The sequence below is a fragment of the Paraburkholderia phytofirmans genome, from assembly GCF_046028095.1.
In the GTDB taxonomy this organism is placed as follows: domain Bacteria; phylum Pseudomonadota; class Gammaproteobacteria; order Burkholderiales; family Burkholderiaceae; genus Paraburkholderia; species Paraburkholderia phytofirmans_A.
The window spans coordinates 180,688-203,730 of the sequence record NZ_JAQQDJ010000003.1 but is presented as its reverse complement, the minus strand read 5'-3'; the positions used below and the strand labels follow the sequence as shown (position 1 = coordinate 203,730).

General features: G+C 63.7%; 21 protein-coding genes. 5 read left to right on the top strand and 16 right to left on the bottom strand.

Annotation, left to right across the window (positions count from 1 at the left end):
• Positions 1 to 105 precede the first annotated feature (105 nt).
• The 5 genes from pcaC to PQR54_RS09795 form a co-directional block, all read right to left on the bottom strand.
• Positions 106 to 501 carry a 4-carboxymuconolactone decarboxylase gene (pcaC, locus tag PQR54_RS09815; RefSeq protein WP_116145954.1) on the bottom strand — a complete coding sequence of 132 codons (396 nt, stop codon included), beginning with the start codon at positions 499 to 501 and terminating at the stop codon, positions 106 to 108.
• Positions 498 to 1,289, bottom strand: coding sequence for a 3-oxoadipate enol-lactonase (pcaD, locus tag PQR54_RS09810; RefSeq protein ID WP_408245191.1), 792 nt, complete (start codon positions 1,287 to 1,289; stop codon positions 498 to 500). Before pcaD ends, pcaC begins: the two co-directional genes overlap by 4 nt.
• 5 nt (positions 1,290 to 1,294) lie before the next feature.
• On the bottom strand, positions 1,295 to 2,674 hold the full coding sequence (locus PQR54_RS09805) for a 3-carboxy-cis,cis-muconate cycloisomerase (protein ID WP_408245190.1): 1,380 nt from the start codon (positions 2,672 to 2,674) through the stop codon (positions 1,295 to 1,297).
• Positions 2,675 to 2,764: 90 nt separating this feature from the next.
• Positions 2,765 to 3,424, bottom strand: coding sequence for a 3-oxoacid CoA-transferase subunit B (locus PQR54_RS09800; RefSeq protein ID WP_408245189.1), 660 nt, complete (start codon positions 3,422 to 3,424; stop codon positions 2,765 to 2,767).
• A 13-nt stretch (positions 3,425 to 3,437) separates the two neighbouring features.
• The gene (locus PQR54_RS09795; protein WP_106300592.1) at positions 3,438 to 4,145 is read right to left on the bottom strand and encodes a 3-oxoacid CoA-transferase subunit A; all 708 of its coding nucleotides are present in this window, start codon (positions 4,143 to 4,145) and stop codon (positions 3,438 to 3,440) included.
• Between the two features lie 381 nt (positions 4,146 to 4,526).
• Here PQR54_RS09795 and PQR54_RS09790 point away from each other — a divergent pair, with 381 nt between their 5' ends.
• Positions 4,527 to 5,456 carry a LysR family transcriptional regulator gene (locus tag PQR54_RS09790; RefSeq protein ID WP_408245188.1) on the top strand — a complete coding sequence of 310 codons (930 nt, stop codon included), beginning with the start codon at positions 4,527 to 4,529 and terminating at the stop codon, positions 5,454 to 5,456.
• Positions 5,457 to 5,579: 123 nt separating this feature from the next.
• Positions 5,580 to 6,218: a GTP cyclohydrolase I FolE gene (gene folE / locus PQR54_RS09785; RefSeq protein ID WP_408245187.1), complete on the top strand. Its 639-nt coding sequence runs from the start codon at positions 5,580 to 5,582 to the stop codon at positions 6,216 to 6,218.
• Positions 6,219 to 6,261: 43 nt separating this feature from the next.
• On the opposite strand, the gene PQR54_RS09780 is transcribed toward folE, so the two are convergent.
• A complete protein-coding gene (locus PQR54_RS09780) occupies positions 6,262 to 7,167 on the bottom strand; it encodes a DMT family transporter (RefSeq protein ID WP_408245186.1) in 906 nt (301 codons plus the stop codon).
• A 293-nt stretch (positions 7,168 to 7,460) separates the two neighbouring features.
• On the opposite strand from PQR54_RS09780, the gene PQR54_RS09775 reads away from it, so the two are divergent.
• Complete coding sequence (locus PQR54_RS09775; RefSeq protein ID WP_408245185.1) at positions 7,461 to 8,501, top strand: VTT domain-containing protein; 1,041 nt, start codon at positions 7,461 to 7,463, stop codon at positions 8,499 to 8,501.
• A 33-nt stretch (positions 8,502 to 8,534) separates the two neighbouring features.
• Here PQR54_RS09775 and PQR54_RS09770 read toward each other — a convergent pair whose 3' ends face one another.
• Both PQR54_RS09770 and PQR54_RS09765 read right to left on the bottom strand, forming a co-directional pair.
• Positions 8,535 to 10,109 carry a sensor domain-containing diguanylate cyclase gene (locus PQR54_RS09770; RefSeq protein WP_408245184.1) on the bottom strand — a complete coding sequence of 525 codons (1,575 nt, stop codon included), beginning with the start codon at positions 10,107 to 10,109 and terminating at the stop codon, positions 8,535 to 8,537.
• Between the two features lie 127 nt (positions 10,110 to 10,236).
• On the bottom strand, positions 10,237 to 11,118 hold the full coding sequence (locus PQR54_RS09765; RefSeq protein ID WP_408245183.1) for a CHAD domain-containing protein: 882 nt from the start codon (positions 11,116 to 11,118) through the stop codon (positions 10,237 to 10,239).
• Positions 11,119 to 11,453: 335 nt separating this feature from the next.
• Here PQR54_RS09765 and PQR54_RS09760 point away from each other — a divergent pair, with 335 nt between their 5' ends.
• A complete protein-coding gene (locus PQR54_RS09760) occupies positions 11,454 to 13,040 on the top strand; it encodes an inorganic phosphate transporter (RefSeq protein WP_408245182.1) in 1,587 nt (528 codons plus the stop codon).
• Positions 13,041 to 13,147: 107 nt separating this feature from the next.
• Here the strand turns inward: PQR54_RS09760 and ppk2 are convergent, their stop codons facing one another.
• Together ppk2 and PQR54_RS09750 are read right to left on the bottom strand one after the other, a co-directional pair.
• Positions 13,148 to 14,074 carry a polyphosphate kinase 2 gene (gene ppk2 / locus PQR54_RS09755; RefSeq protein ID WP_408245181.1) on the bottom strand — a complete coding sequence of 309 codons (927 nt, stop codon included), beginning with the start codon at positions 14,072 to 14,074 and terminating at the stop codon, positions 13,148 to 13,150.
• Positions 14,075 to 14,230: 156 nt separating this feature from the next.
• On the bottom strand, positions 14,231 to 14,629 hold the full coding sequence (locus PQR54_RS09750) for a VOC family protein (RefSeq protein ID WP_408245180.1): 399 nt from the start codon (positions 14,627 to 14,629) through the stop codon (positions 14,231 to 14,233).
• 195 nt (positions 14,630 to 14,824) lie between these two features.
• On the opposite strand from PQR54_RS09750, the gene PQR54_RS09745 reads away from it, so the two are divergent.
• Positions 14,825 to 15,868: a S1C family serine protease gene (locus PQR54_RS09745; protein WP_408245179.1), complete on the top strand. Its 1,044-nt coding sequence runs from the start codon at positions 14,825 to 14,827 to the stop codon at positions 15,866 to 15,868.
• 127 nt (positions 15,869 to 15,995) lie between these two features.
• On the opposite strand, the gene ggt is transcribed toward PQR54_RS09745, so the two are convergent.
• The 6 genes from ggt to PQR54_RS09715 all read right to left on the bottom strand — a co-directional run bounded on the left by ggt (position 15,996) and on the right by PQR54_RS09715 (position 22,893).
• Positions 15,996 to 17,729, bottom strand: coding sequence for a gamma-glutamyltransferase (gene ggt, locus PQR54_RS09740; RefSeq protein ID WP_408245178.1), 1,734 nt, complete (start codon positions 17,727 to 17,729; stop codon positions 15,996 to 15,998).
• A 222-nt stretch (positions 17,730 to 17,951) separates the two neighbouring features.
• Positions 17,952 to 19,355: an MFS transporter gene (locus tag PQR54_RS09735; protein ID WP_408246039.1), complete on the bottom strand. Its 1,404-nt coding sequence runs from the start codon at positions 19,353 to 19,355 to the stop codon at positions 17,952 to 17,954.
• A 219-nt stretch (positions 19,356 to 19,574) separates the two neighbouring features.
• On the bottom strand, positions 19,575 to 20,339 hold the full coding sequence (locus tag PQR54_RS09730) for a phosphocholine cytidylyltransferase family protein (protein ID WP_408245177.1): 765 nt from the start codon (positions 20,337 to 20,339) through the stop codon (positions 19,575 to 19,577).
• A 27-nt stretch (positions 20,340 to 20,366) separates the two neighbouring features.
• Entirely contained in the window at positions 20,367 to 21,386 is a 1,020-nt protein-coding gene (locus tag PQR54_RS09725) for a lysylphosphatidylglycerol synthase domain-containing protein (protein WP_012426191.1), read from the bottom strand.
• Entirely contained in the window at positions 21,383 to 22,195 is an 813-nt protein-coding gene (locus PQR54_RS09720) for a HalD/BesD family halogenase (RefSeq protein WP_408245176.1), read from the bottom strand. The genes PQR54_RS09725 and PQR54_RS09720 overlap by 4 nt, the downstream gene beginning before the upstream one ends.
• On the bottom strand, positions 22,192 to 22,893 hold the full coding sequence (locus PQR54_RS09715; protein WP_408245175.1) for a CDP-alcohol phosphatidyltransferase family protein: 702 nt from the start codon (positions 22,891 to 22,893) through the stop codon (positions 22,192 to 22,194). Before PQR54_RS09715 ends, PQR54_RS09720 begins: the two co-directional genes overlap by 4 nt.
• Positions 22,894 to 23,043: the final 150 nt, after the last annotated feature.

Genomic DNA, 23,043 nt, shown 5'->3' with positions numbered 1-23,043 from the left:
ATCCGTATCACAGCCCATTGCAGGCTGGATGAAATCAGACATCGTCAATGTTTAGAAGCAGCGTGCATTCGCACGCCGCCTGGCACGTCATCTCGATGGCATTGCCTACGGCTGAGCTGCCGCTGCGTCGTCTTCGCGGAACAATTTGTCGGCAAGGTGGAACGCCGAATTGGCCGCCGGCACGCCGCAATAGATCGCGGTTTGCATTAGCACTTCCTTGATCTGCTCGCGCGTCACGCCGTTGTTCTTCGCGGCGCGCAGATGCAGTGCGAGTTCCTCGCTGCGATTGAGCGCGACCATCATCGCGATGGTCAGCAGGCTGCGCGTGTGGCGCGGCAAGCCGTCGCGCGTCCAGATTTCGCCCCACGCATAGCGGGTGATGAAATTCTGAAACTCTTCCGTCAACTCATTGCGGTTCGCAAGCGACCGGTCGACGTGCGCACTGCCCAGCACCGCGCGGCGCACACCGAGGCCGGCTTCATAGCGATCTTCGTCGTTCATTTCTGCTCCGTCAGGAAATCGATCACAGTCTTCGTGAAAGCGTCGGCCTTCTCGATGTTGGAAATGTGCGAGGCGTCCAGTTCCACATAGCGTGCGCCGGGAATCGACTGCGCCAGTTCGCGGCCTTGCGCCGGCGTCGCGGCCAGATCGTGCGTGCCGCTGATCACCAGCGCCGGCACCTTGATGCCGGGCGCTTCGGGGCGCAGGTCGGCCGCGTCGATGGCGTCGCAATTCGACGCGTAGCCTTCCTTGTCGGTATGCACGAACACGTCGCGAATCAGCGCCAATACCACCGGCTCGCGTTCGATATAGTCGGCCGTGAACCAGCGCGGCAGCACGGCATCGGCGAGCGCGAGCATGCCCTCGGTGCGCGCTCTCGCGGCGCGCGGGATCCATACTTCAGGCGAACCGATGCGCGCCGCCGTATTGCACAGCACGACGCGCTCGAACCGGTTGCCATGACGCGCCGCCAACGCAACGCCGGTCAGGCCGCCCATCGAAATTCCGCAGAAATGCGCGCGAGCGATCTTCAGCGTATCCATCAGGCCGAGCACGTCGCCGCTCAGCTGTTCGATCGTGTAGGGGCCCTTCGGCGCTTCCGAGTGGCCATGGCCGCGCGTGTCGTAGCGCAGCACGCGAAAGTGTTTCGACAGCGCCGCGACTTGCGGCGCCCACATGGACAGATCCGTGCCGAGCGAATTCGACAACACGATCCACGGCGCGTTGCCGTGACGGTTGCCGTCGATTCGATAGTGAAGCTCGGTGCCGTTGACTGCGGCGTAAGGCATGCCGGTTACTCCCTGGAATGGTCGCGCTGCGAGCGCGTGGTGTGAAGTGCCAGCGCGGCGTCCACATAAGCGTGCGCCTGGCCGACGTATTGAGCCGGATCGAGCAGTTGCTTCAGACGCTCGAGCGGAAGATGGGCGGTGACGGCCGGGTCCGCGGCGAGCACATCGAACAGCGTCTGGCCGTCGCGGATCGCGGCCTTCGAGGCGCGCTCCACCAGATGATGCGCATCGAGCCGGCCGATGCTGTCGCCGAGCGCGAGCATCACAGCTTCACCGAGAATCAGGCCGTGCGTGACGTCGAGATTCGCCGCGAGGCGCGGCACGTTGACGTTCAGTCCGGCGGCGATCTGTTCGATGTTGGCGAGCGCGCCGCCCGCGAGACGCGCGAGATCCGGCAGCGCGTCCCACTCGGCTTGCCAGCCGCCGAGCGCGCGTTCGTGCTCCTGCACCATGCCGGCGAATACCGTGGCGACCAGCCCCGGCGCGCGCACGGCGGCCGTCAGCACGGCCGCGCAGCCGACCGGATTGCGCTTGTGCGGCATGGTCGACGAGCCGCCTTTGCCGGCCGCGGCCGGTTCAGCGAGTTCGTCGATTTCGGTTTGCATCTGCAGCGAGATGTCGCGCGCGATTTTGCCGAGCGTGCCGATCAGCATGCCGAACAGCGCCGCCGTTTCAGCAATGCGATCGCGCTGCGTGTGCCACGGCAGCGTCGGCACGGTAAGGCCGAGTTCTTTTGCGAGCGATTGCGTGACTTGCGGCGCGGCATCGCGCAGGCTCGCCAGCGTGCCCGCCGCGCCGCCGAATTGCAGCACCAGCACGCGAGCGCGCAACGCATCGAGCCGCTCGCGATGGCGCAGCAGCGCGTCGAGCCATTGCGCGAATTTCAGACCGAGCGTGATGGGCAGCGCCTGCTGCAACCAGGTGCGGCCGATCATCGGCGTGGCGCGATGCGTGGCCGCGAGTTTCGCCACGGCGTCGCAGGTTGATTGCAGGCTGCTGTCGAGCAGATCGAAGGTGTCGCGCAGTTGCAGCACCGTCGCGGTGTCGATGATGTCCTGGCTCGTGGCGCCCCAGTGCACGTATTTCGATGCTTCGGCGTCGGCGGCCTTGACGCGCGCGGTGAGTTGCTTGACGAGCGGAATCGCGAGATTGCCACCGAGCGCGGCGTCGCGTGCGAGTGCGTCGGCGTCGAGTTGGTCGGCCTGGCAAGCGGCTTCGATCGCGGGCACCGCCGTTTGAGGAATCACTTGATGCGCGGCCGAAGCGCGCGCAAGCGCCGCTTCCACGTCGAGCATCCGTTGCAGCGTGGCGCGCGGCGCCCAGATGTCGTTCATCGGCTGCGTGCCGCAAAGAAGTCCGGTGAGACGGGCGCTGGAGTCGAGCATGGTGACGTGGATGATCGAGGGTATCGGTGTGAGTTTACGCCGCGCGGCGCCAGCATGCAGGCCAGCGTCGTCGCGGCGCGTGGCGGGGCGTTAAGCCGCGTTCGCCGCCTGCGTGCCGTCGATCAGCGGCACACCGGTCAGCTTGTGCAATGCATCGAAATCGATGTCCGAGAAAATCTCGCGCACCACGAGGCCCTGGTCGGTCACATCGATCATCGCCAGATCCGTATAGATGCGGTCGACGCAACCCACGCCCGTCACCGGGTAAGAGCATTCAGCGGCGATCTTGCTTTCGCCCTGCTTGGTGAGGTGTTCCATCATCACATACACCTGCTTCGCGCCGATCGCCAGATCCATCGCGCCGCCGACTGCCGGAATCGCGTCGGGCGCACCGGTGTGCCAGTTTGCCAGATCGCCCCTGGCCGACACCTGGAAGGCGCCGAGCACGCAGAAGTCCAGATGGCCGCCGCGCATCATCGCGAACGAATCCGCGTGGTGGAAGTACGCGCCGCCTGTGAGCAACGTGACGTGCTGCTTGCCGGCGTTGATCAGTTCGTCGTCTTCCTCGCCTTTGGCGGGCGCCGGGCCCATGCCGAGCAGGCCGTTTTCGCTATGCAGGAAGATTTCCTTGTCGGCCGCCAGGTGGTTGGCCACCAGCGTCGGCACGCCGATGCCGAGGTTCACATACGCGCCTTCGGGGATATCCAGCGCAACGCGCTTGGCCATTTCATCGCGGGTCAGTTTTTTCATGTCGGTCTCCGAATCAGGCGGCAGCGTCGTGAGGATTGGGCATCGGGGCGTGGGCCGCTTGCGGCACTTCGATCACGCGCTGCACGAAAATGCCGGGCGTCACGATGTTTTCCGGATCGAGCTCGCCGAGCGGCACGACTTGCGACACCTGCACGATCGCGGTTTTCGCCGCACTGGCCATGATCGGTCCAAAATTCCGAGCCGTCTTGCGATACGTGAGATTGCCCCAGCGATCGCCCTTGTACGCCTTGATCAGCGCGAAGTCCGCATGCAGCGGCGCTTCCAGCACGTAGTGCCGGCCGTCGATCAAACGCGTTTCCTTGCCTTCGGCGAGCTTGGTGCCATAGCCGGTCGGCGTGAAGAAGCCGCCAATGCCCGCACCCGCCGCGCGAATGCGCTCCGCCAGATTGCCCTGCGGCACCAGTTCGAGTTCGAGTTCTCCCGCGCGATACAACGCGTCGAACACATACGAATCGCTTTGGCGTGGAAACGAGCAGATGATCTTGCGCACGCGCTTGGCTTTGAGCAGCGCGGCGAGGCCGATGTCGCCGTTACCGGCATTGTTGTTGACGATGGTGAGTTCACGCGCGCCCTGTTCGATCAGCGCGTCGATCAGCTCCGACGGCATGCCGGCCGTGCCGAAGCCGCCGATCATGACGGTCGCGCCGTCGTTGACATCGGCGACCGCCGATTGAAGTGACTCGAAAATCTTGTTGATCATGTCGAATTTCCTTTGAGGGCGCTGCGTGCCGTCAGACTTGCTGCCATGCGGGCAGGGCTTGAGCGGGACGGTCTCCGGCCAATGCTGGCGGCGGCTCGCCAAGTGCGATGCGGGCTGGCGCCGTTGGTTTGCTCGCTCCAAATTTGTTCGTTATATGAACATGGATTCGTTTAGCGAACGCTGAGGCGATTATGGTAGTCCTTCGTCCACGTTGTCAAGGCAGGGAATTCCCCTTAATCATAGATTCTCGCTGCATGGGATGCCGGTTTGTTGTTGCCGTTGGCTGGTCAAAGCGGAGAATCACACTATCCAGACGTGAGATTGTTGGGCTAACCTCTATCTACATATCAAATACGCCATCCAAGCCGCAGGTCGTCGAGCATGTCTGAAACAAATCTGGATCTGAACCTGATCCCCTTCCTCGTCGCGATGGAAGACACGCGCAATGTCAGTCGCGCGGCCGAGCAGCTCGGCGTCAGCCAGCCACGCGTGAGCACTGCGCTGGGCAAGTTGCGCGAGTACTTCGACGATCCGCTGTTCGTGCGCACGTCCAAAGGCATGGAGCCGACGCCGCGCGCGCTCGCCATCCTGCCCGCCGCGCGCGACGCGCTCCTGCGCATCGAGAAAGGCATGCTCGACGTGCAGGAATTCGATCCGGCCACCAGCACCCATACGTTCTCGATCGCGCTCTCCGACGTCGGCGAGATCGTGTTTCTGCCGCGGCTTCTGCAACTGTTCGCCGAACGCGCGCCATTTGCGAATCTGCGCTCGGTGACGGTCTCGCCGTCGCAGGTGGAACGCGGGCTCGAATCGGGCGACGTCGATCTGGCCATCGGCTATTTCCCTGATCTGGCGGGCAATAACTTCTTCCAGCAACGGCTCTTCAGCCATCGCTTCATCTGCCTGATGCGCACGGGCCATCCATTGTCGAAGGCGCCACTCACGCTGGCTCAGTATGTCGCATCGGGTCATGCGGTCGTGCGTTCTGAGGGACGCAGCCAGGAAGTGCTCGAGCAATACCTGGAAAAGAAACGCATCAAACGACGCGCCGTGCTCGAAACGCCTCACTTCATGAGCCTGCCGTTCATCCTCGCGCGCACCGATCTGCTGGCGACCGTGCCGCATGCGATCGGCTTCGCGTACGTGTCGGAGCATGCGTCGATCACGCTGGTCGAGCCGCCGCTGCCGTTGCCGCATTTCGATCTGCGCCAGCATTGGCATCGCAAGTTTCATAACGATCCGCGCGGCAGTTGGCTGCGTAGCGTGGTCGCCGAACTGTTCAACGACGCGATGGACGAATGGCCCAAATGAGCGGCGCCCTGACAGCACAAAGGGACATCAGCACGACACGTTGCAAAACATGGAACAATGACCGCACTTATTGAACCCGCGCGCTCCGTACAGCGTCGACGCGCGATCCCGTAGGAGCGACGGATGACCAGTAGCAAGGCGAAGAAAACCAAACCCATAACCGCAACGGAGCGCCCGAGCCGCGAGGAAGCTGAAGCAGCGGTTCGCGTGCTGCTGCGTTGGGCCGGCGACGATCCGGCGCGTGAAGGCCTGATCGATACACCGGCGCGCGTGGTGCGTTCATACGAGGAGTTTTACGCGGGCTACCAGGTCGACCCGCGCGAGATCCTCGCTCGCACCTTCTCCGAAGTGGACGGCTACGACGAAATGATCGTGCTGAAAGACATCCGCTTCGAAAGCTACTGCGAACATCACATGGTGCCGATCATCGGACGCGCGCATGTTGCGTATCTGCCGGAGCATCGCGTGGTCGGCATCTCCAAGCTGGCGCGTCTGGTCGATGCGTTCGCCAAACGCTTGCAGATCCAGGAAAAGATGACGGTGCAGATCGCCGACACCTTGAACGAAGTGTTGCAACCGGCAGGCGTCGGCGTGATTCTCGAAGCCGCGCATCAATGCATGTCGACGCGCGGCGTGCACAAGGCCGGCGTGACGATGGTCACCTCGCGCATGCTCGGCACGTTCCGCACGGATCCGTCGACACGTCGCGAGTTTCTGTCGATCGTCGGCAATCCGGGCGTGGTGGCGGTCGCCAATACCTAAGTACCTGGGTACCCAGGTTGAGCGCAAGCGGGGCATGCCTGCCTCATGCCGCGCTCCGCCTCATGCGCAGCTGGCCGAAAGTGGCCAGCAACACAGCGCCCAGCACGCACGCGACACCGGCCAGTTGCGCCGGGCTGACCGACTCGCCCAACACGATCGCGGCCAACGCCACCGCGCTCACCGGCACGAGCGCGGTCATCAAGCCCGCTTCCGCGCCGCTAATTCGAGCGGCGCCCGCATACCAGAGCACAAAGCCGATCACGGTCGGCACCAGCGCGTAATACAGCACACCGCCGAATGCGCTCGGATCGACCGGCAAGGCCCACGGCTTTTCGAAACACGCCGGCACGAGCGCCACCGCGAAACCGATGCCGCACATCAGCGCCGACAGCGGCAACGGCGCCACTGCCGTGCGCAGCTTGCGGTTGAGCAGAATGAACAACGCCTCGCAGACGATCGCGAGAAACACCAGCGCGTTGCCCGCCAGCGAACTCGCCGCATGCGGCGCGCTGAATTCACCGGGATGCACGGTGCACACGAGCACGCCCGCCGTCGCCAGCAGGATCGCGCCGATCAACGCGGGCGCGGGGCGCTCGCCGAGCGCCAGCATGGCGACGCCGGCCGATACGGCGGGCAAGGTGCCGGCAATCACGCCGGCATCGGCAGCCGAGGCGAGTTTCATCCCGCTGATCAGCAGCACGGTGTAGCCGACACTCCCCGCGCCCGCCTGGGCGATCACGAGCAGCGTATCGCGCCGGTCCAGACGCGGCCAGCGTACGCCTCGCCAGCGCATCGCCAGCACGAAAAGAGGAAAGGCAATCGCGAAGCGCAACGCGGTCGCGCTGAACGGCGGCAGTCCGGCCGCGATCGATTTGCTGACGACCACCGTGCTGCCGACGCCGATCATCGCCAGCGCGCAATAAAGATATCCGGCATACCGCGAGTTCATGGTGCTGTCCTGTTGGTTGATCGAGCACGCAGAGTAAAGGCGCGACGAGCGGCGGTCTTGAACGAAATTGCAAAGCCGGGGCAAGTCAACAAGCGAGTCAATGAACCAGGTCAGGCAACTGACGATGACGCCGTCAATGCTGGCCCGGCGCCGAATCCATCGAGTATCCTGAGCGAACGGAACACCGCTCGCATCAGCGCCAGCCAGCAACCGCTCGGGTACACGCTTTGCAACCGCCCGAAGAAAAGCCCTCGAAGCACGCCGGCTCAACCGCAAAAACAGGAGCTCCTCAATTGGTAGAATTTCCGTCTTCGGCGGTGTCGACCTGGGGTGGCGCGGTCGTATTCCTCAACGTACTGTTGACGCGCCTCGGCGTGCCGATCCCCGCGGTGCCCGTGCTGCTGTTCGCGGGCTCCGCGATTGCCGCCGGCACGCTGTCGTTCTGGCCGGTCCTCGGCGCGGCCGTGCTCGCCGCGCTGATGGGCGACGGCGCATGGTTCACGGCGGGCCGCCTCTATGGCCGCAAGCTGATCGCCGCTCTAAGCCGGATCTCCCCCGTGGTCGATTCCAAAGTGGACAAGGCGCGCGCGCTGTTCGAGCGCTTCGGCGTGCCGCTCGTGTCGATCTCGAAGTTCGTCCCCGGACTCGCGCTCATTACCCCGCCGCTGATGGGCACGACCGCCGTCGACGCCCGCATCTACGCAGCCTGGGATTTTGCCGGCGCCCTCGCGTGGGCGGCCTTCTGGCTGCTCGGCGGCGCCGCGGCGGAACGGCAACTGCATATGCTGCTCGAATTCGTCAAGGCCCGTGGCGGCACTGTCATCGACATTTTGCTGGCCACCGCGCTTCTCTATCTGGCCTTCCGTCTGCAGCAACGACGCCGCGAACGCCGCCGTTTCCGGGAAGCCGCGGCGGCACAGGCGGCCGCCGGCGGCTGGCGCCGCCTCGCGCCGCCGCCCAAGGTGCTCGATGCCCGTCCGCAAGGGCCCTCGCTCGAAGCGCCGTCGCGCATTCCCGGCGCGCTCGCGCTCGATCCGCACTCGCTGGAGCAGATCGACGGAGCGCTGCGGGCGCACGACACGGTGATCTACTGCATTTGCCCGGACAGCGCGACCGCGGTCGAAATCACGCAGCGCATGCGTCACAACGGCTACACGCGGATTCGCGCACTACGGGGCGGCCTCGATGCCTGGCAGCGGCGGGGCTTTCCCGTCGAACCCCTCGCATTAACCGACGATCCGAGCACCGGCAACCGCGCGGCGGCATCGCGCGGCGAAGCGCGCGGGGCGATCACGTTGCGGGGCTTCGCGCCGCGCAGCACGCAAGGCACTTGAGCCGCGCCAGCCGCGGTTCGGCCTGGGCAACGCTTACGTCGGCGAATGCTGGGTCATTGGGCGCTCGGCCCGCGTGGCCGAACTGACGCGATTGCGACCGGCCGCCTTGGCGGCGTAAAGCTGCCGGTCGGCGGCGGCCAGCAGATCCAGCGCGTTGGCGCCCGCGGCGGGCATACAGGTCGCGCAACCAACGCTTACGGTCACCTCGACGATCGCGCCGTCGCTGCGGATCCCGTCCTGGCTCTGCACCTTGCGGCGAATCTTCTCCGCCACAGCGAGCGCGCCCTCGGCCGGCGTGTCCGGCAAGATCACGGCGAACTCCTCGCCGCCGTAACGCGCCACCACGTCGACCGCGCGCCGCACTGTCGCCGCGATGCATTCGGCGACCGCGCTCAAAGCCTCGTCGCCGCTCGCGTGGCCATACGTGTCGTTGAATTGCTTGAAGTGATCGATGTCGATGAACAGCGCCGAAAGCGGTTGCCCCGTGCGCCGCGCGCGCCGCCATTCTTCGTCGAGCCGGGTGTCCAGCACGCGGCGGTTGCTGAGGCCGGTGAGCGGGTCGGTTGCGGCGAGACGAACCAGCGCCGCCTGCGCGCGCAGCTTGTCGCGCAACGCGAACGACAGCAGCCACGAGACCAGCACGAAAGCCACGCCGAATGTCAGTGTCAACGCGCCGACAATGCGGCTGCGGCGCCACCACGGCGCCAGCACTTCGTCCACGGCGGGCGCGACCACTGCGATCAACGGCGTGCCGGGCACGCGCGCGTAGGTGTACATGCGCCGCACGCCATCCACGGCCGAAACCGCCGCATACGTGCCCGCGTCATGCGCGGCCATCACCAGGAACGTCGGCGACTTCGCGATGCTCGAGCCGATATCGCGCGGCGAAGCCGGCTTGCGCGCGAGCAAGGTGCCGTCGTCCATCACGACGAATACCGAACCCAGCCGGCCGGTGTCGATCCGGTCCAGCAGGTGCTGAAAATATTCGATGCGAATGGCCAGCAGCGCGACACCGGCAAAGGTGCCGTCGGGTTGATCGATGCGCCGTGTCAGGCCGATGGATAGTTTGCCGTCACGCAGCCGCGAGCGGAACGGATGCGAGAAATACAGGCCCACGGCAGGGCTGCGTTGATGGGCCAGAAAATAGTCGCGGTCGGCAAGGCGAACCGCGGCATTCACGTCGCCTCTCTGCGAGGCGATCACCCGCCCGTCCCGGCCGATCACATAGGCGCCGCCCAGGTAGGCCGCGGTGGTCGCGCGGTCGAACAGCATCGAGCGTTGCACGCCGGCGGGCAGCGTCCAGGCGGACTGGTTGCGCGCCCCGTCCACCATGGCCTGCAATGACAGATCGTAGAGTTCGACGTTGCGTGCGAGATCGCTGGAAATGAGCGCAACGAGGTTTTGCGAAGTCTCGCGCGCGTGGTCGAGCGCATCGGCGTGGCCGGTGCTGAGCGTCAGCAGTGTCAAGCCTGCCATGGACACGGCCACCAGCGTGCCGGCGAGCCCCGCAAAAAACGGGTGATTGCCTATGTATCGCGATACGCCGGCGCCATAAGCGCGCAACCTTTTGCGCCAGCGCCGACGCAGCGAAAGCGTTTGATGTGCCACGTGCGCATCACCTCCTTCGCAGACGGCCCGCACGTACCATGCCTGCGCGGGCGCGCGGCCAATGCTGTTATCCGGATGTTATTCGTGACGTTGCGTTCGCGGCTGCGCCACGAAGATGCGCACCGTATCACAGTTTGCGCAGCAGTCCGGCCGCCGAACGCATCCGGCGTTTGCGCTCCTTGCCGAGCCAGTGAAGCGCCGCTTCGGGGTCGCCGGCGCCCGCAAGCAAGGCCGCATTGTCGCGCAGCAACATCTCACTTGCGACCACATCGTTCAGCGTACCGAAACGTTTCTGGATCTGCTTCAAACGTTTGAGGGTGCGTTTGCGGCCGCCCTTCAGAATGGGTTCGAAAAACTCCAGCAGATAGCGCAGTTTCTTGCCCGCCTTCCTAACATTGTGAAAGGCGACGTAGTTGGAGCGCTTCGCGCGGCGCGCGCGTTTCATCCGCTTCTTCAACGAACGCTCTGAAGCGGCCACGCGTTGCTCGGCGAATTTCCGCAGCGGCATGCGTTCATGTGCGGTATTCAGTTCTTTGGACGCACTGGATAAAGCTTCGCGCAGCAGATGCTTGACGTCGGCGTTCGAGAGCGTTTCGCGGCTTGTCGTCAGCGCGGCGCCACGAGCGTCTTGCAGTTTGGGCGCTATTTCGCCGGTGCCGCTGCGTGCGCCGTTATCGTCGCGTATCAGCAATTCGATCAGGATGTCCCAGTCGCGCGTTTTGCCGGCAGCCGTGGCCAGATACTTATATAGCGCACGTTGCCGGGTGTTCTCGCCTTTTTCGAGCAACGGCTCGAAGGCCCACCACAACGAACGCAAACGCCGCAGCGAGACGCGCAATTTGTGCAGCGCTTCCGGCGACGGGTCTTCACGTACCGCGTTGGCGTATTCGATCGCGTGATCGACGAGGGGCGCCGCATACGACGAGAAGGCCTCTTGCGCGGAGCGCGCTTTGACCGCCGGCTCACTGCCGGCGGATCGTTTTTCGTCCTTCGGATTATCGCGCTTCATTGAAGCCCCTTGAGAACACCCTATGGACAGCCTAGCAAAAAAAGCGCCCACCAAAAATCGACGCGCGATCATTGTGTCGCTTTGGCGGCCCGCACGCATGATCTAACGCAAGCTTCGCCCGCCTCGTGACGGCTCGCGTTCAGCAGTCTTTTTCGGACATCTGAGCATCCGTATCCGACAACCCGTAAGCCGTACTCCGAAGCAACGCGCCGCCAGCAGCCACGCGCCTCCTCGCGCGCCACGACGGCGCGCCGCCGCGTCACGCCACTGTCATCATTACGACACACACGCCCCGCAGGATCGGAAACTCGCGACAAACTTTTGGGGCTCACGTCATGCCGGAACTTTCGTATCCACAGCCAGGCACTGCTGCCGGAAAGGGGCGCAACATCAGCCTCATCATCTTCCTCGCAGTGATTCTGGTGGGCGCGGTGTATTGCGCTGTGCACTTATTGGACGACTTGCAACCCGTTCGCGAAAGCTCGGTTCTGCCTTACCTGCTACTCGGCATTGCACTGTTGATCGCGCTGGGCTTTGAGTTCGTCAACGGCTTTCACGACACGGCCAATGCAGTCGCGACCGTGATCTACACGCATTCGCTCGCACCGAACTTTGCCGTGGTGTGGTCGGGCAGCTGGAATTTTCTCGGCGTGTTGACGTCGAGCGGCGCGGTCGCTTTCGGCGTACTGCAACTGCTGCCGGTCGAACTGATCTTGCAGGTGGGCAGCAGCGCCGGTTTCGCGATGGTCTTCGCCTTGCTGATCGCCGCGATCATCTGGAATCTCGGCACATGGTGGTTCGGACTGCCGTCGTCGAGCTCGCACACGCTGATCGGGTCGATTATCGGCGTCGGCCTGATGAACCAGTTGATGCACGGCACCGACGGCACGAGCGGCGTGGACTGGAATCAGGCGCTCGGCGTGGGCAAATCGTTGCTGCTTTCGCCGCTGGTCGGTTTTCTCGCAGCGGGTTTGTTGCTGCTGATCCTGAAAGCCGTGGTGCGCATTCCCGCGCTGTATGCCGAACCGAAGGGCAAGGAGCCGCCGCCGTTCTGGATCCGCTGCCTGCTGATCCTGACCTGCACGGGCGTCTCGTTCGCGCACGGTTCGAACGACGGCCAGAAGGGCATGGGCCTCATCATGCTGATCCTGATCGGCACGGTGCCGACCGCCTACGCGCTGAACAAGGCGGTCACGCCGACGGAAACGCAAACCTTCCTCGCCGTCGCGCATGAAACTTCCGCAACGCTCGCCAAATACACCCAGGGCGCCACGCCCTCGGCCAATCCGCGTGCGGATGTCGAAGCGTACGTGCGCACACATCAGTTGACGCCCGCTACCGTGCCGGCCTTGCAGCAACTGACCGACATCATCGCCGGCCAGGTCGGCTCGTCGGGCTCGATGGCCGCGGTGCCGCAAGGCATCGTCGATAACGTGCGCAACAACATGTACGTGGCCTCCGAAGCGATTCGCCTGATGGCCAAAAACAAGCAACCGGCATTCTCGCCGGAGGACGCCAAAACGATCGGCAACTTCAAGGCGCAAACCGATCACGCCACCAAATTCATTCCGACGTGGGTCAAGGTCGCGGTGGCGATCGCGCTCGGTCTCGGCACGATGGTGGGATGGAAGCGCATCGTCGTGACGGTCGGCGAGAAGATCGGCAAGCAGCATCTGACATACGGACAGGGTGCATCGGCTGAATTGGTGGCGATGCTCACGATCGGCGCCGCCGACATGTACGGCCTCCCGGTCTCGACGACGCACGTGCTTTCTTCGGGCGTGGCGGGCACGATGGCCGCCAACGGTTCCGGCCTGCAATGGGGCACGGTGCGCAGCCTGATCCTCGCCTGGGTGCTGACGTTGCCGGTTTCGATCGCGCTGGCAGCCGGCTTGTATTGGGTGTTCCGGGCGGTGTTTTAATCCTGCGCGGCGGCCGGTTCCTGAACCGGTCGCCGCCCCGCAAGAGGCATGAAAAAGCGCGGCTCGTGGCCGCGCTTTTTCTTTTCATCGACCGGTACGCTGGTCGATCAATACAGTTCAGGCACGATCATCGACGGCGGCACCGGCTGGCGGCTGTATTCGTCGTGATAGACACGCGCGGGCAATTCGATAGTCGAATGCTCGATCTCGTGATACGGCACCTGGCTCAGCAAATGGTGGATGCAGTTCAGGCGCGCGCGCTTCTTGTCGACCGCCTGCACGACCCACCACGGCGCTTCAGGAATATGCGAGCGCTGCAACATCACTTCCTTGGCCTGCGTATAGGCCTCCCAGCGACGCCGGCTTTCCAGGTCCATGGGACTCAGCTTCCACTGCTTCAGCGGGTCGTGAATGCGGTTCTGAAAGCGGATCTCCTGCTCTTCGTCGGTAATCGAGAACCAGTATTTGAGAATCTGCACGCCGCTGCGCGCCAGCATCTTTTCGAATTCGGGCACGGAGCGGAAGAACTCTTCGTACTCTTCGTCGCTGCAAAAATTCATCACGCGCTCGACGCCCGCGCGGTTGTACCAGCTGCGATCGAACAGCACCATTTCGCCGCCGGCCGGCAGATGCGACACGTAGCGCTGGAAATACCATTGCGTGCGTTCGCGGTTGTTCGGCGCCGGCAGCGCCGCCACGCGGCACACCCGCGGATTGAGCCGTTGCGTGATGCGTTTGATCGCGCCGCCCTTGCCGGCCGCATCGCGCCCCTCGAAAATCACCACCAGCCGATGGCCGGTCTGCACGATCCAATCCTGCAGTTTGACGAGTTCGCCCTGCAACCGGAACAGCTCGCGGAAGTACATCTTGCGCGCCTCGCGATGCTCGGGCGTGAAGCCCTCCGCGCCGTCGATGATGCGGTCGTCGACCTCCATTTCGAGTTCTTCGTCGTAGGCGTCGATCAGGTCCTCTTCGAAACGGCGCTGCCGCTCTGCCATCAATTCAGCCTCGGGTCTCGGATCCTGCTCTTTCATTGCGGCTCTCCTGGCAACGGAAATGGTTAGGCGCGCGGCGGCAAACGCGACGCGGACGCGTTCGATTATCGAAGCGTCAGGTGTCAGCCGTGTTACCACTGCGGCTCTGCGCCCTGTCGACGCCCATGATAGCGAGTTTCGCCCGGCCGCCCGGCGCTAGCGCAGCGGTTTCGCGAAGCTGAGTTCGTGGCCGTCCGGATCGGTGATGTGGAAATAGCGCTCGCCCCACGGCGCATCGGACGGTTCGAGCGACGGTTTTAGCCCCGCCGCCAGCGCTTTGCGATAAAGCGCGTCGACGTCGGAGACATAGATGATCACGCGGCCCCACCAGGCGACCGGCGCGCGCGTATCGACGATCAGGTTCAGATACGAACCGCCGAACGCAAACGATGTAAAAGCCTCCTGCGGACCGCCGAATTTCATCGGAAACCCGAGCGCTTCATAAAACAGCACGGCGCGTGGCATGTCGCGAGTGGCAAGCGTGATGGCGCTGATCGATTCGATTTGCGGCTCCGTCGGCCCACTCGACGAGGCTGATGTGGCGGGTGAGTTCATGGCGGCTCTCTCCTTGGCATGGCGGACGTGTTATGTGCTCAGCACGGTGCGTGCCGTGGCTGTGGCGCCCGCTCTGGCTTGCTAGCTGGCTTCGGAAAGTGTCTCACAGCGCGCGCCGCCGCGGCACGCCTCGCGGCCACTTGAAAACCTTCGCGACGCCCCGCATCTCGCATTCCGTTTATCCGGAGCATCGCCATGGGAAGCCGCCCACGCTTCGTCGATGACCTGTCGCGCGCCGCATCAGACGCCCCCGGGCCCGAGACACTCAATCCTTTTTCCGACGACGCCCTGCTCGACGCCTATTCCCGCACCGTGATCGGCGCTCTGGAACGCGTTCAGCAAGCCGTCGCCTTCATTGCCGTCGAACGGCGCCTGCCCGGCGAGCCGTCTGGCCGCGGCCGCGGTTCGCGCGGCGGCACCGGCTCGGGCTTTCTGTTCACGCCCGACGGTTATCTGCTCACCAATAGTCACGTCGTGCACGGCGCCACCCACATTACCGTGACGCTCGCCGACGGCGCGAAATTCGACGCCGATCTGGTCGGCGACGATCCCGGCAGCGATCTGGCCGTTCTGCGGATCGGCTCGCCGGAGCCGCTGCCGCATGTCGAACTCGGCGAGTCGTCGAAGCTGCGCGTCGGGCAGATCGCGATTGCGGTCGGCAATCCGCTCGGCCTCGCGCAAACGGTCACGACCGGTGTAGTGTCGGCGCTCGGCCGCTCGCTGCGTTCGAATTCGGGCCGCATGATCTACGACGTGATCCAGACCGACGCCGCGCTCAATCCCGGCAATTCGGGTGGTCCGCTAATCAATTCGGCGGGCCAGGTGATCGGCGTGAATACCGCGATCATTCCCGGCGCGCAGGCCATCTGCTTTGCCACCGCAATCGACACCGCCAAGTGGGTCATCATGCAGATCTTCGCGCATGGCCGCGTGCGGCGCGCTTATATCGGCGTGGCGGGCACCACCAGGCCACTGTCACGCCGTGTGCAGCGCTATTTCGGCTTGAACTCGGAAAGCGGCGTGCATGTCATGGAGATCGTCAAAGGCAGCCCGGCCGCGCTCGGCGGTCTGCGCACCGACGATACGATTATCGCGATCGATACGCAGGCCGTGCAGGACGTGGACAGTTTGCAGCGCACGCTCGACGCATCGCGGATCGACAGACCGGTCAATGTGACGGTGTTGCGCGGCGCGCAGCGGCTCGAATTGACGTTGACGCCGGTCGAACAGGCTAGCTGAAACGACAGCGGCATGCATGTTTCGGGAGCACAAAAAAGCCTCGCGTTCGAACGAACGCGAGGCTTTCTATTAGAAAGCGGCGCATCTCATCTCCAGATGCACTGCCCGATGACCGGCGATAAAACGCTTACTGGATCACGCGCGTGACGCCCCGGCCGCGCGGATCGGCCGCGGCTTCCGGCGTATCGCCGTTGATCTTGATCGCCTGGATATCGCCGCTGAAATCCTGCCCCTTCAGCGTGTAGCCCTTGGCTTCGATCTGCTTGGCGAGTTCACCGTCGATCGGCTTGTACGGCTCCCAGAAAATCGTGTTCGGCGGCAACAGCTGATGATGGAAACGCATCGCGGCGACAGCTTGCTGCAGAGGCATGTTGTAGTCGTACACGTTGTTGATCACCTGGAAGATCGACGTGAAGATGCGTGAGCCACCCGGCGTGCCGATCACAAGCGATACTTTGCCGTCCTTCGTCAGGATCGTCGGGCTCATCGAGGAGAGCGGCCGCTTCTTCGGCTCGATCGCGTTCGCGTCGCTGCCCACCACGCCGAACATATTCGCGACGCCCGGCTTCGCGGAGAAGTCGTCCATCTCGTCGTTCAGCACGATGCCCGTGCGATCCGCCACCACGCCGGAACCGAAATAGCCGTTGATGGTGTACGTATTCGACACAGCGTTACCCCACTTGTCGATCACGGAGAAGTGCGTGGTCTCCGCTTTCTCCGGCATCGACGTTCCGAGGCCGGCCTGAATGCTCTTCGTGTCCGAAGGCGCATTCGGATTCACTTCGGCAGCACGCTTGGCGATGTACGAATCGTCGGTCAATTGCGCGACCGGCACCTTGTAGAAGTCAGGATCGCCGAGGTATTGCGCGCGGTCGGCGAACACGCGCTTTTCGATTTCCGCGATCAGATGCACGTATTGCGCGGAATTGAGCGTGACATCCTTGAAGTCGGGCGCAATGTCGGCCTTCATTTTCAGCAACTGCACGAGACCGATACCGCCCGAGCTCGGAGGCGGCGCCGTGTAGACGCGATAGCCGTTCCAGTCGGCCTGGATCGGCTCACGCCACACTGCTTTGTACTGTTGCAGATCGGCCTTGGTGATCAGGCCGTGACCACGCATGGATGCCGCGATCAGATCGGCCGTCTTGCCCTGATAGAAGTCTTTGGCGCCCTGATCCGAAATGCGCTGCAACACGGCGGCCAGATCCGGTTGCTTGAAGTTGACGCCCTGCTTCAGATTGCCGAAGTAGGTATCGAAGTTGGTCTTGCCGGCGAAGTCTTTCGCGGCGTCGTCGCGGCGTTCCTGCAACTGTTGGCTGACCTCGAAACCATCGCGCGCGTAGTGGATGGCCGGTGCGAGCACCTGCTTCCACTTGAGCTTGCCGAAGCGGCGCTGCGCCTGCCACATGCCGTCGACGGTGCCCGGCACGCCCACTGCGCGGTAACCGAACAGGCTCATGCCTTTGATGACCTCGCCCTTGTCGTCGAGATACATGTTCCTGGTTGCGGCCAGCGGAGCGCGCTCGCGGTAGTCGAGGAAGTACGGCTTGCCGTCGACATAGAGCGTCATGAAACCGCCGCCGCCGATGTTGCCCGCTTCCGGATAGGTCACGGCAAGCGTGAAGGCAATTGCTACGGCTGCGTCGACGGCATTGCCGCCTTCCTTGAAGATCTGCTCGGCGGCGTCGGCGCTGAACTTGTCCGCGACCGCGATCGCGGAGGCGGTGAGGACAGCCGGTTGAGCTTTCGCGGGCGGCTTTGCAAGCGCCTGCGTGGCTTCGAGAAAGCCGGTGGAAACAGAGACGAGTGCGACCAGCGCGAATCCGCTGGCCGACGATTTAACGTTGCGGAACAACTTCATTGCCTATCCCCCAAGACGACTTTCATCCGACGATTACAGTTCTCCTGGGTTTATAACATGTGAACCGATCGCTTGCGAAGCCGCTATATATCGTAGGGTCCATGGTGCGGCACACAAAAAGACCGGTGCGGCGACACGCAAAAGCACCTGTCAAAAAACCCGAGACAGAAGCGACCAGCAACCCTTATGCCGCGCCGCTCGATTGCCACCATGCGTCGCCGCTTACGCGCGGCCGCGACTGCCGCGCGCAATCTCGTCGCCGGCGTCATGCGGCAGGCGGGCAGTGATCGGAATCGACATGAACGAGAACAGACCGACCACGAGAAAAGCCGGCCAGAAATCGGAGAACACGATGGCCGAATGACCCTGCACGTTATGCGAAATCTGCAGCACGAGACCCGCGATCGTCACGCCGAGGCCCAACGAAATCTGCTGGATTACGCTTGCGACGCTCGTCGCGCGACCCACGTCGCGGCTTGGAATATCGGCGTATGCCAAGGTGTTCAACGACGTGAACTGCAGCGACGGAAAGAAGCCGCCGAACAGCACCACACACCAGATCAGCCAATGCGGCGTGCCGGGAAAGAACAGACCGTAGACCGCGATGGCGAGGCCCGCGCAGCCCGCGTTGAACATCAGCACGGTGCGAAAGCCAAAGCGCTCCAGAATGCGCGACGCAGCCGCCTTCATGAAGATCGAGCCGAACGCGGACGCACAGGTAATCGACCCCGACTTGAAGGCCGTCATGCCGAGGCCTTCCTGCAAGGCAAGCGGCAACAGAAACGGCACGGCCCCGAGACCGATGCGAAACAGCGAGCCACCCACCACGCTCGCGTGAAAACTCGGAATGCGCAGCAACCGCAGATCGAGCACAGGCAATTCGACGCGGCTTGCGTACAGCACATACAGCGTCAGCAACACCACGCCGATCACGCACATGCCGACCGACACCGTGTTCGACACCAGCTCGCCGCCCACTAGCGAAAGCCCCAACATGAACAATGACGCCCCGCTCGCGGACAAAAAGAAACCAGTCCAGTCGAGCCGGCCCGGATGCGCTTCGCGCACGTTGGCGATGTGTTTGTTCGCGAGCCAGATGCCCAGCAGGCCAATTGGAATGTTGATGAAAAAGATCAGACGCCAATGCAGATACGTAGTGATGAAACCACCTAGCGGCGGCCCGACCACCGGTCCGAGCAGAGCCGGCACCGTCAGATAGTTGACCGCGCGAATGAAGTCGGACTTCGGCACCGACCGGAAAATGATGATGCGGCCCACCGGCACCATCATCGCGCCGCCAATGCCCTGCACGAAGCGCGCGACCACGAAGGTGCCGAGCGATGTGGAGGCCGCGCACATCAGCGAACCTGCCATGAACACGCCGATGGCCGTGCGAAACACCGTGCGCGAACCGAAGCGGTCAGCGACCCAGCCGCAAATTGGAATGAAGACGCCGAGGCCGATGACATACGCCGTCACGGCAAGCTTGAGGGTGATGGGATCCTGGCCGAGATCCCGCGCCAGAACCGGCAGCGACGTCACGATGACCGTGCCGTCCACGTTTTCCATGAACATCGCACACGCGACGATCAGCGGAACAATGAAAGTGCCTAAAGCGAGAGGCATTGGCATGGCGACGGGTTGCAAGGCCGTCGGTGTAAAGCGTCGATTATGGCATCGCATCGGCAACAGATGTTGTTGCGCGAAGTCTTTTCGTACGTGATGATTGAGCGTGCAACCAAGCCGCGGTCACGGCGAGTGCGCGAGCCATAAACGCAAAAAGGTTGAGCCGGTATTCAGCCGGCTCAACCCTTCGATACGTCAGCGAACAGGCAGACGGATGACTTAGCGCGATGCGCTGACCAGCGGCTGCAACTGCGGCAGGATCTCGGTGCTTGCGCGAGCCACGTCGTTCGGGAAGTCGATCTCGATCCACGGTGCGCCGGTCACGTCGGCGGTATCGAACACCTGGCTGCGTTCCAGCAGCAGATCACGCACCGCTTCTTCGTGCGGCAGGTTGGCGCGGCCGCTGTCCACATAGCCGGCCACGATCTGCGCAAAGCGTTGCGCGGTTTCCTGGCGGAAGCGGAAGAACCCGACCGATTCGCCGATGGTGTCGTACTCGAGATTGACGGCGAGCTGCTTGCGCAACTCGACCGGCACGCCGTCTTTCAGGCACAGCTTGACGGGTTCGTCGCCGGCTTCGAAATCGCGGTCGATCAACAGGCGGTTGACCGTCTCGCCCGCCACCAAAGCAGTCAGAATGCGCTCGTCGTAAAGCACGTCGGCGTCCATCAACAGCACGTCGCCGCCGCGCGTCAGCGCCTCGGCCACCGTGTGCACCGTCAGCACGCTGCCCAGGTCGTAACGCGTGTTCAACACCGTTTCCACCTGATGCGGCCAGTTGATGCGCTCCAGTTCCGCCTGCACCGATTCCGGCTGAAAGCCGAGCGCCAGCACGACTTCAGTCACGCCCGCGGTTTCGAGCATTTGCAGATGCCGTTCAAGCAGGCTCATGCCGTCGAATTGCAACAGACACTTCGGGAACTGAGCTTCCGGCGGTTGCTGGAGACGCAGGCCGAGGCCCGCAGCGAGAATGATGGCACGCATGCGCGGTCCTTTAAAAAAATGCGGAGTTTAATCGACAACCGGCACGCGCCCGAGAGCGCGGCGCCGTTGCCAGCTTCGTTCGCTGAAGTGCAAAACCAGCAGACCCGGCAAGCCTAGCAGGATTTCGCGGGCGCGTTTGGCGAGCGACAACGCCAAGGCCGCGTCCGGCGGCAAACCGACCAGCGGCGCGAGCAGCAGATAGCCGCCTTCCTGCACGCCGAGCGAACCGGGAATCATGAACGCTGCGCCACGAATGGCCTGGCCCAGGCTTTCGAGCAACAACGCGTCGACCCAGTCGACCGGATGTCCGAGAAAGCGCAGCGCGAGCCACACTTCCACCGTGCCGACTATCCAGCCTAACAGGCTCATCGCGAAGCTCGCCGCCACGCGGCCGCGTTCGCGGTACATCGCCTGCACGGCGGCGTCGACGGCTTCGGCGCGCGTCATCAGCGAAGACCAGTCGCGCTTGCCGAACACCTTGGAGACCACGCCGAGCAGGCGGCCGAACAGACCGCGCCGTTGCGCGTAGTAGAAACCGACGATCATCGCGCCCAGCACGCCGGTCGCGATCAGCGTGGCGGTTTGCAGATCGTGCAGCGCGCCGTGCGCGGCGTAAGCGCCGAACAGCAGCAGGCCGCCCAGCGCGAAGATGATTTGCGCGAGCGCCTGCGCGGTCGTGCTGACCGTGATCGCAGCGGCGGCATCGCGCATGCGCATGCCCCGCTGGGACAGTTGCCGCACCATGACGACCGGGCCGCCGATCTGGCCGGCCGGCAACAGGCTATTCACCGACTCGCCAATCCAGCGCGCGAACAGCGCGTCGCGCCACGTCAGATCGTGATGGATGCCGTCACGCCGAGGATGGAACAACACCGAGATCGCGCCGGCATCGAGAAGCACTGGCACGAGGTGGAACGCCGCGACGAGCGCGAGTCCCCAGCCAGCGGTAAGCAGCGTCGAGGCGACCGAGCCGAAACCCTGCCACGCGAGCAGGCCGACAAACAGCGCCGTCCCGATCGACAGCAGAATCAGGGCCGCGCGGCTCATGCGTGGTCCTTCCCGCGCTGGGTCATCTGGCGAAAGACCTGGCGAAAGCCGAAGTACGCAATCGCGTCCTTCATGTTCGAGATGAAGCGACGCCACGGCCGCATGTTCGGGTCAGTGACGTATTCGAAAGTGAGCGACACGCGCATTTCGTTCGCGCCGGCGGGCGTGATGCGATGGCGCAGCTTGTCGCCGTCGAAAAACACCAGGCCGCCCGGCGGAATCTGCACCGAGCCCGGTTGATCCGCGACATCCGGATTACGCGTATGGAGCTCGTAGTCGAGCCGGCACGACGATTCGTCGATCACGCCGAGCAGCAGCGTATAACGGCGGCCGTCATAGTACGAAGTGTCGTAGTGCCAGCCGATGTGGTCGCCCGGCCGCGTGTAGTAGTAGAGCGCGTACGCATGCGGATCGTCGGCGGGCGAAAGCTGCAGTTTGTCGCCGCTCAGTTGCTCGAGCCAGCCGATCAGTTCTTTCGAGCGGTACAGCTCGGCGATGAACGGTGCGAGGCGATCGATCGTATGACGGCTCACGCTGCCGCCCTGCTTGTGGCCCGGCAGATAGTTGCGGTTCACCTCGTCGAGCAGCGAACGCGCGCTATGAACGAGCTGCGCCGTGACTTCGGGCGCGAGAAAGTCTTCCAGATAAAGAAACGCGCCCTGCTCCGCGAAATCCTTGCGCAGACGTGGGTTGTCGAACCCGCGCGTGCGGCTTGCGACCGCGCGGTCGGCATTCGGTGCGAGCAATGCAGCCGGCGAGCGTTCTACCGGAACGCGCGCCCTCGAGTCGTTTTCGGCCTGCGTACTCATTCGCTGGCCCACATTTGACGGGTTTCGGACGTGCCGGCGGCAACAGACGCCGGGCTAGCGGCACGGCGTGCAACGCGCCAGTAGTCGACCACCACCCAAACAGCGAAGAGCGGCGCGCCGATCGACGCAACCACGACGAACGGCAGGACGACGCTCGTCAGCGTGACGATTGGCAGCAGATACAAGACGTCTTCCGTTTCGAAACCGCCGACTGATGCCTGCTTCGTACCCGCCTTGCCGGCCATTTCCTCGATGCGCATGCGCAGGAAGAAAATCAGCGCGATCGCCACGCCGGCCACGGCGCCGAGCACACCCGGCGCGATTTTCAACCCGGCGATGTGCGTAGCGCCCGCTCCCACTCCCATGCCGACGAACAACATGACGGTCACGAGGGCGTCGCACGCGAGGTCGTAAAAATGACCGACCCTGCTCGACTTTCCGCCGATGCGCGCGAGCTCACCGTCCGTGTGGTCGACGAAGTTCGACAACACGATCAGGAAGGCGCCGGCATTGGCCCAGACGAATTCGCCGTGAGCGAGGCAGAGCGCGCCTGCCAGCCCGATCAAGAGGCGCAGCGTGGTCAGATGGTTCGGGGTGACCCACGTGTTCACGAGCGGAGTCACGAGTCGGCGGGCGAGCCGCGCGTCCCATGTTCTGGGCGGCGGAACGTTAATTGGAGTCTGGGGTCGCGAATTCATAACCCGGAAATATATACGGGATCGCAAAAGATTGCTTTCTTCCCGCGCGTTTCTTTGGGCGCTGTCGGTTGCCGATCTGTGCTGGCCGCGAAGCAGGATTTGCCGAATCGCGATAAAGTACAAACCAGTTGCGCCTGTCAAGGGCATGAC

What these genes read in the sequence shown, in the direction of transcription:
- PQR54_RS09800 (WP_408245189.1), bottom strand. Translation starts at nt 3,424, where the DNA reads ATGAAAAAACTGACCCGCGATGAAATGGCCAAGCGCGTTGCGCTGGAT.
- ggt (WP_408245178.1), bottom strand. Translation starts at nt 17,729, where the DNA reads ATGAAGTTGTTCCGCAACGTTAAATCGTCGGCCAGCGGATTCGCGCTG.
- PQR54_RS09745 (WP_408245179.1), top strand. Translation starts at nt 14,825, where the DNA reads ATGGGAAGCCGCCCACGCTTCGTCGATGACCTGTCGCGCGCCGCATCA.
- PQR54_RS09765 (WP_408245183.1), bottom strand. Translation starts at nt 11,118, where the DNA reads ATGAAGCGCGATAATCCGAAGGACGAAAAACGATCCGCCGGCAGTGAG.
- PQR54_RS09795 (WP_106300592.1), bottom strand. Translation starts at nt 4,145, where the DNA reads ATGATCAACAAGATTTTCGAGTCACTTCAATCGGCGGTCGCCGATGTC.
- PQR54_RS09715 (WP_408245175.1), bottom strand. Translation starts at nt 22,893, where the DNA reads ATGAATTCGCGACCCCAGACTCCAATTAACGTTCCGCCGCCCAGAACA.
- pcaC (WP_116145954.1), bottom strand. Translation starts at nt 501, where the DNA reads ATGAACGACGAAGATCGCTATGAAGCCGGCCTCGGTGTGCGCCGCGCG.
- PQR54_RS09720 (WP_408245176.1), bottom strand. Translation starts at nt 22,195, where the DNA reads ATGAGTACGCAGGCCGAAAACGACTCGAGGGCGCGCGTTCCGGTAGAA.
- PQR54_RS09780 (WP_408245186.1), bottom strand. Translation starts at nt 7,167, where the DNA reads ATGAACTCGCGGTATGCCGGATATCTTTATTGCGCGCTGGCGATGATC.
- PQR54_RS09725 (WP_012426191.1), bottom strand. Translation starts at nt 21,386, where the DNA reads ATGAGCCGCGCGGCCCTGATTCTGCTGTCGATCGGGACGGCGCTGTTT.
- pcaD (WP_408245191.1), bottom strand. Translation starts at nt 1,289, where the DNA reads ATGCCTTACGCCGCAGTCAACGGCACCGAGCTTCACTATCGAATCGAC.
- PQR54_RS09730 (WP_408245177.1), bottom strand. Translation starts at nt 20,339, where the DNA reads ATGCGTGCCATCATTCTCGCTGCGGGCCTCGGCCTGCGTCTCCAGCAA.
- PQR54_RS09735 (WP_408246039.1), bottom strand. Translation starts at nt 19,355, where the DNA reads ATGCCTCTCGCTTTAGGCACTTTCATTGTTCCGCTGATCGTCGCGTGT.
- folE (WP_408245187.1), top strand. Translation starts at nt 5,580, where the DNA reads ATGACCAGTAGCAAGGCGAAGAAAACCAAACCCATAACCGCAACGGAG.
- PQR54_RS09805 (WP_408245190.1), bottom strand. Translation starts at nt 2,674, where the DNA reads ATGCTCGACTCCAGCGCCCGTCTCACCGGACTTCTTTGCGGCACGCAG.
- PQR54_RS09760 (WP_408245182.1), top strand. Translation starts at nt 11,454, where the DNA reads ATGCCGGAACTTTCGTATCCACAGCCAGGCACTGCTGCCGGAAAGGGG.
- ppk2 (WP_408245181.1), bottom strand. Translation starts at nt 14,074, where the DNA reads ATGAAAGAGCAGGATCCGAGACCCGAGGCTGAATTGATGGCAGAGCGG.
- PQR54_RS09790 (WP_408245188.1), top strand. Translation starts at nt 4,527, where the DNA reads ATGTCTGAAACAAATCTGGATCTGAACCTGATCCCCTTCCTCGTCGCG.
- PQR54_RS09750 (WP_408245180.1), bottom strand. Translation starts at nt 14,629, where the DNA reads ATGAACTCACCCGCCACATCAGCCTCGTCGAGTGGGCCGACGGAGCCG.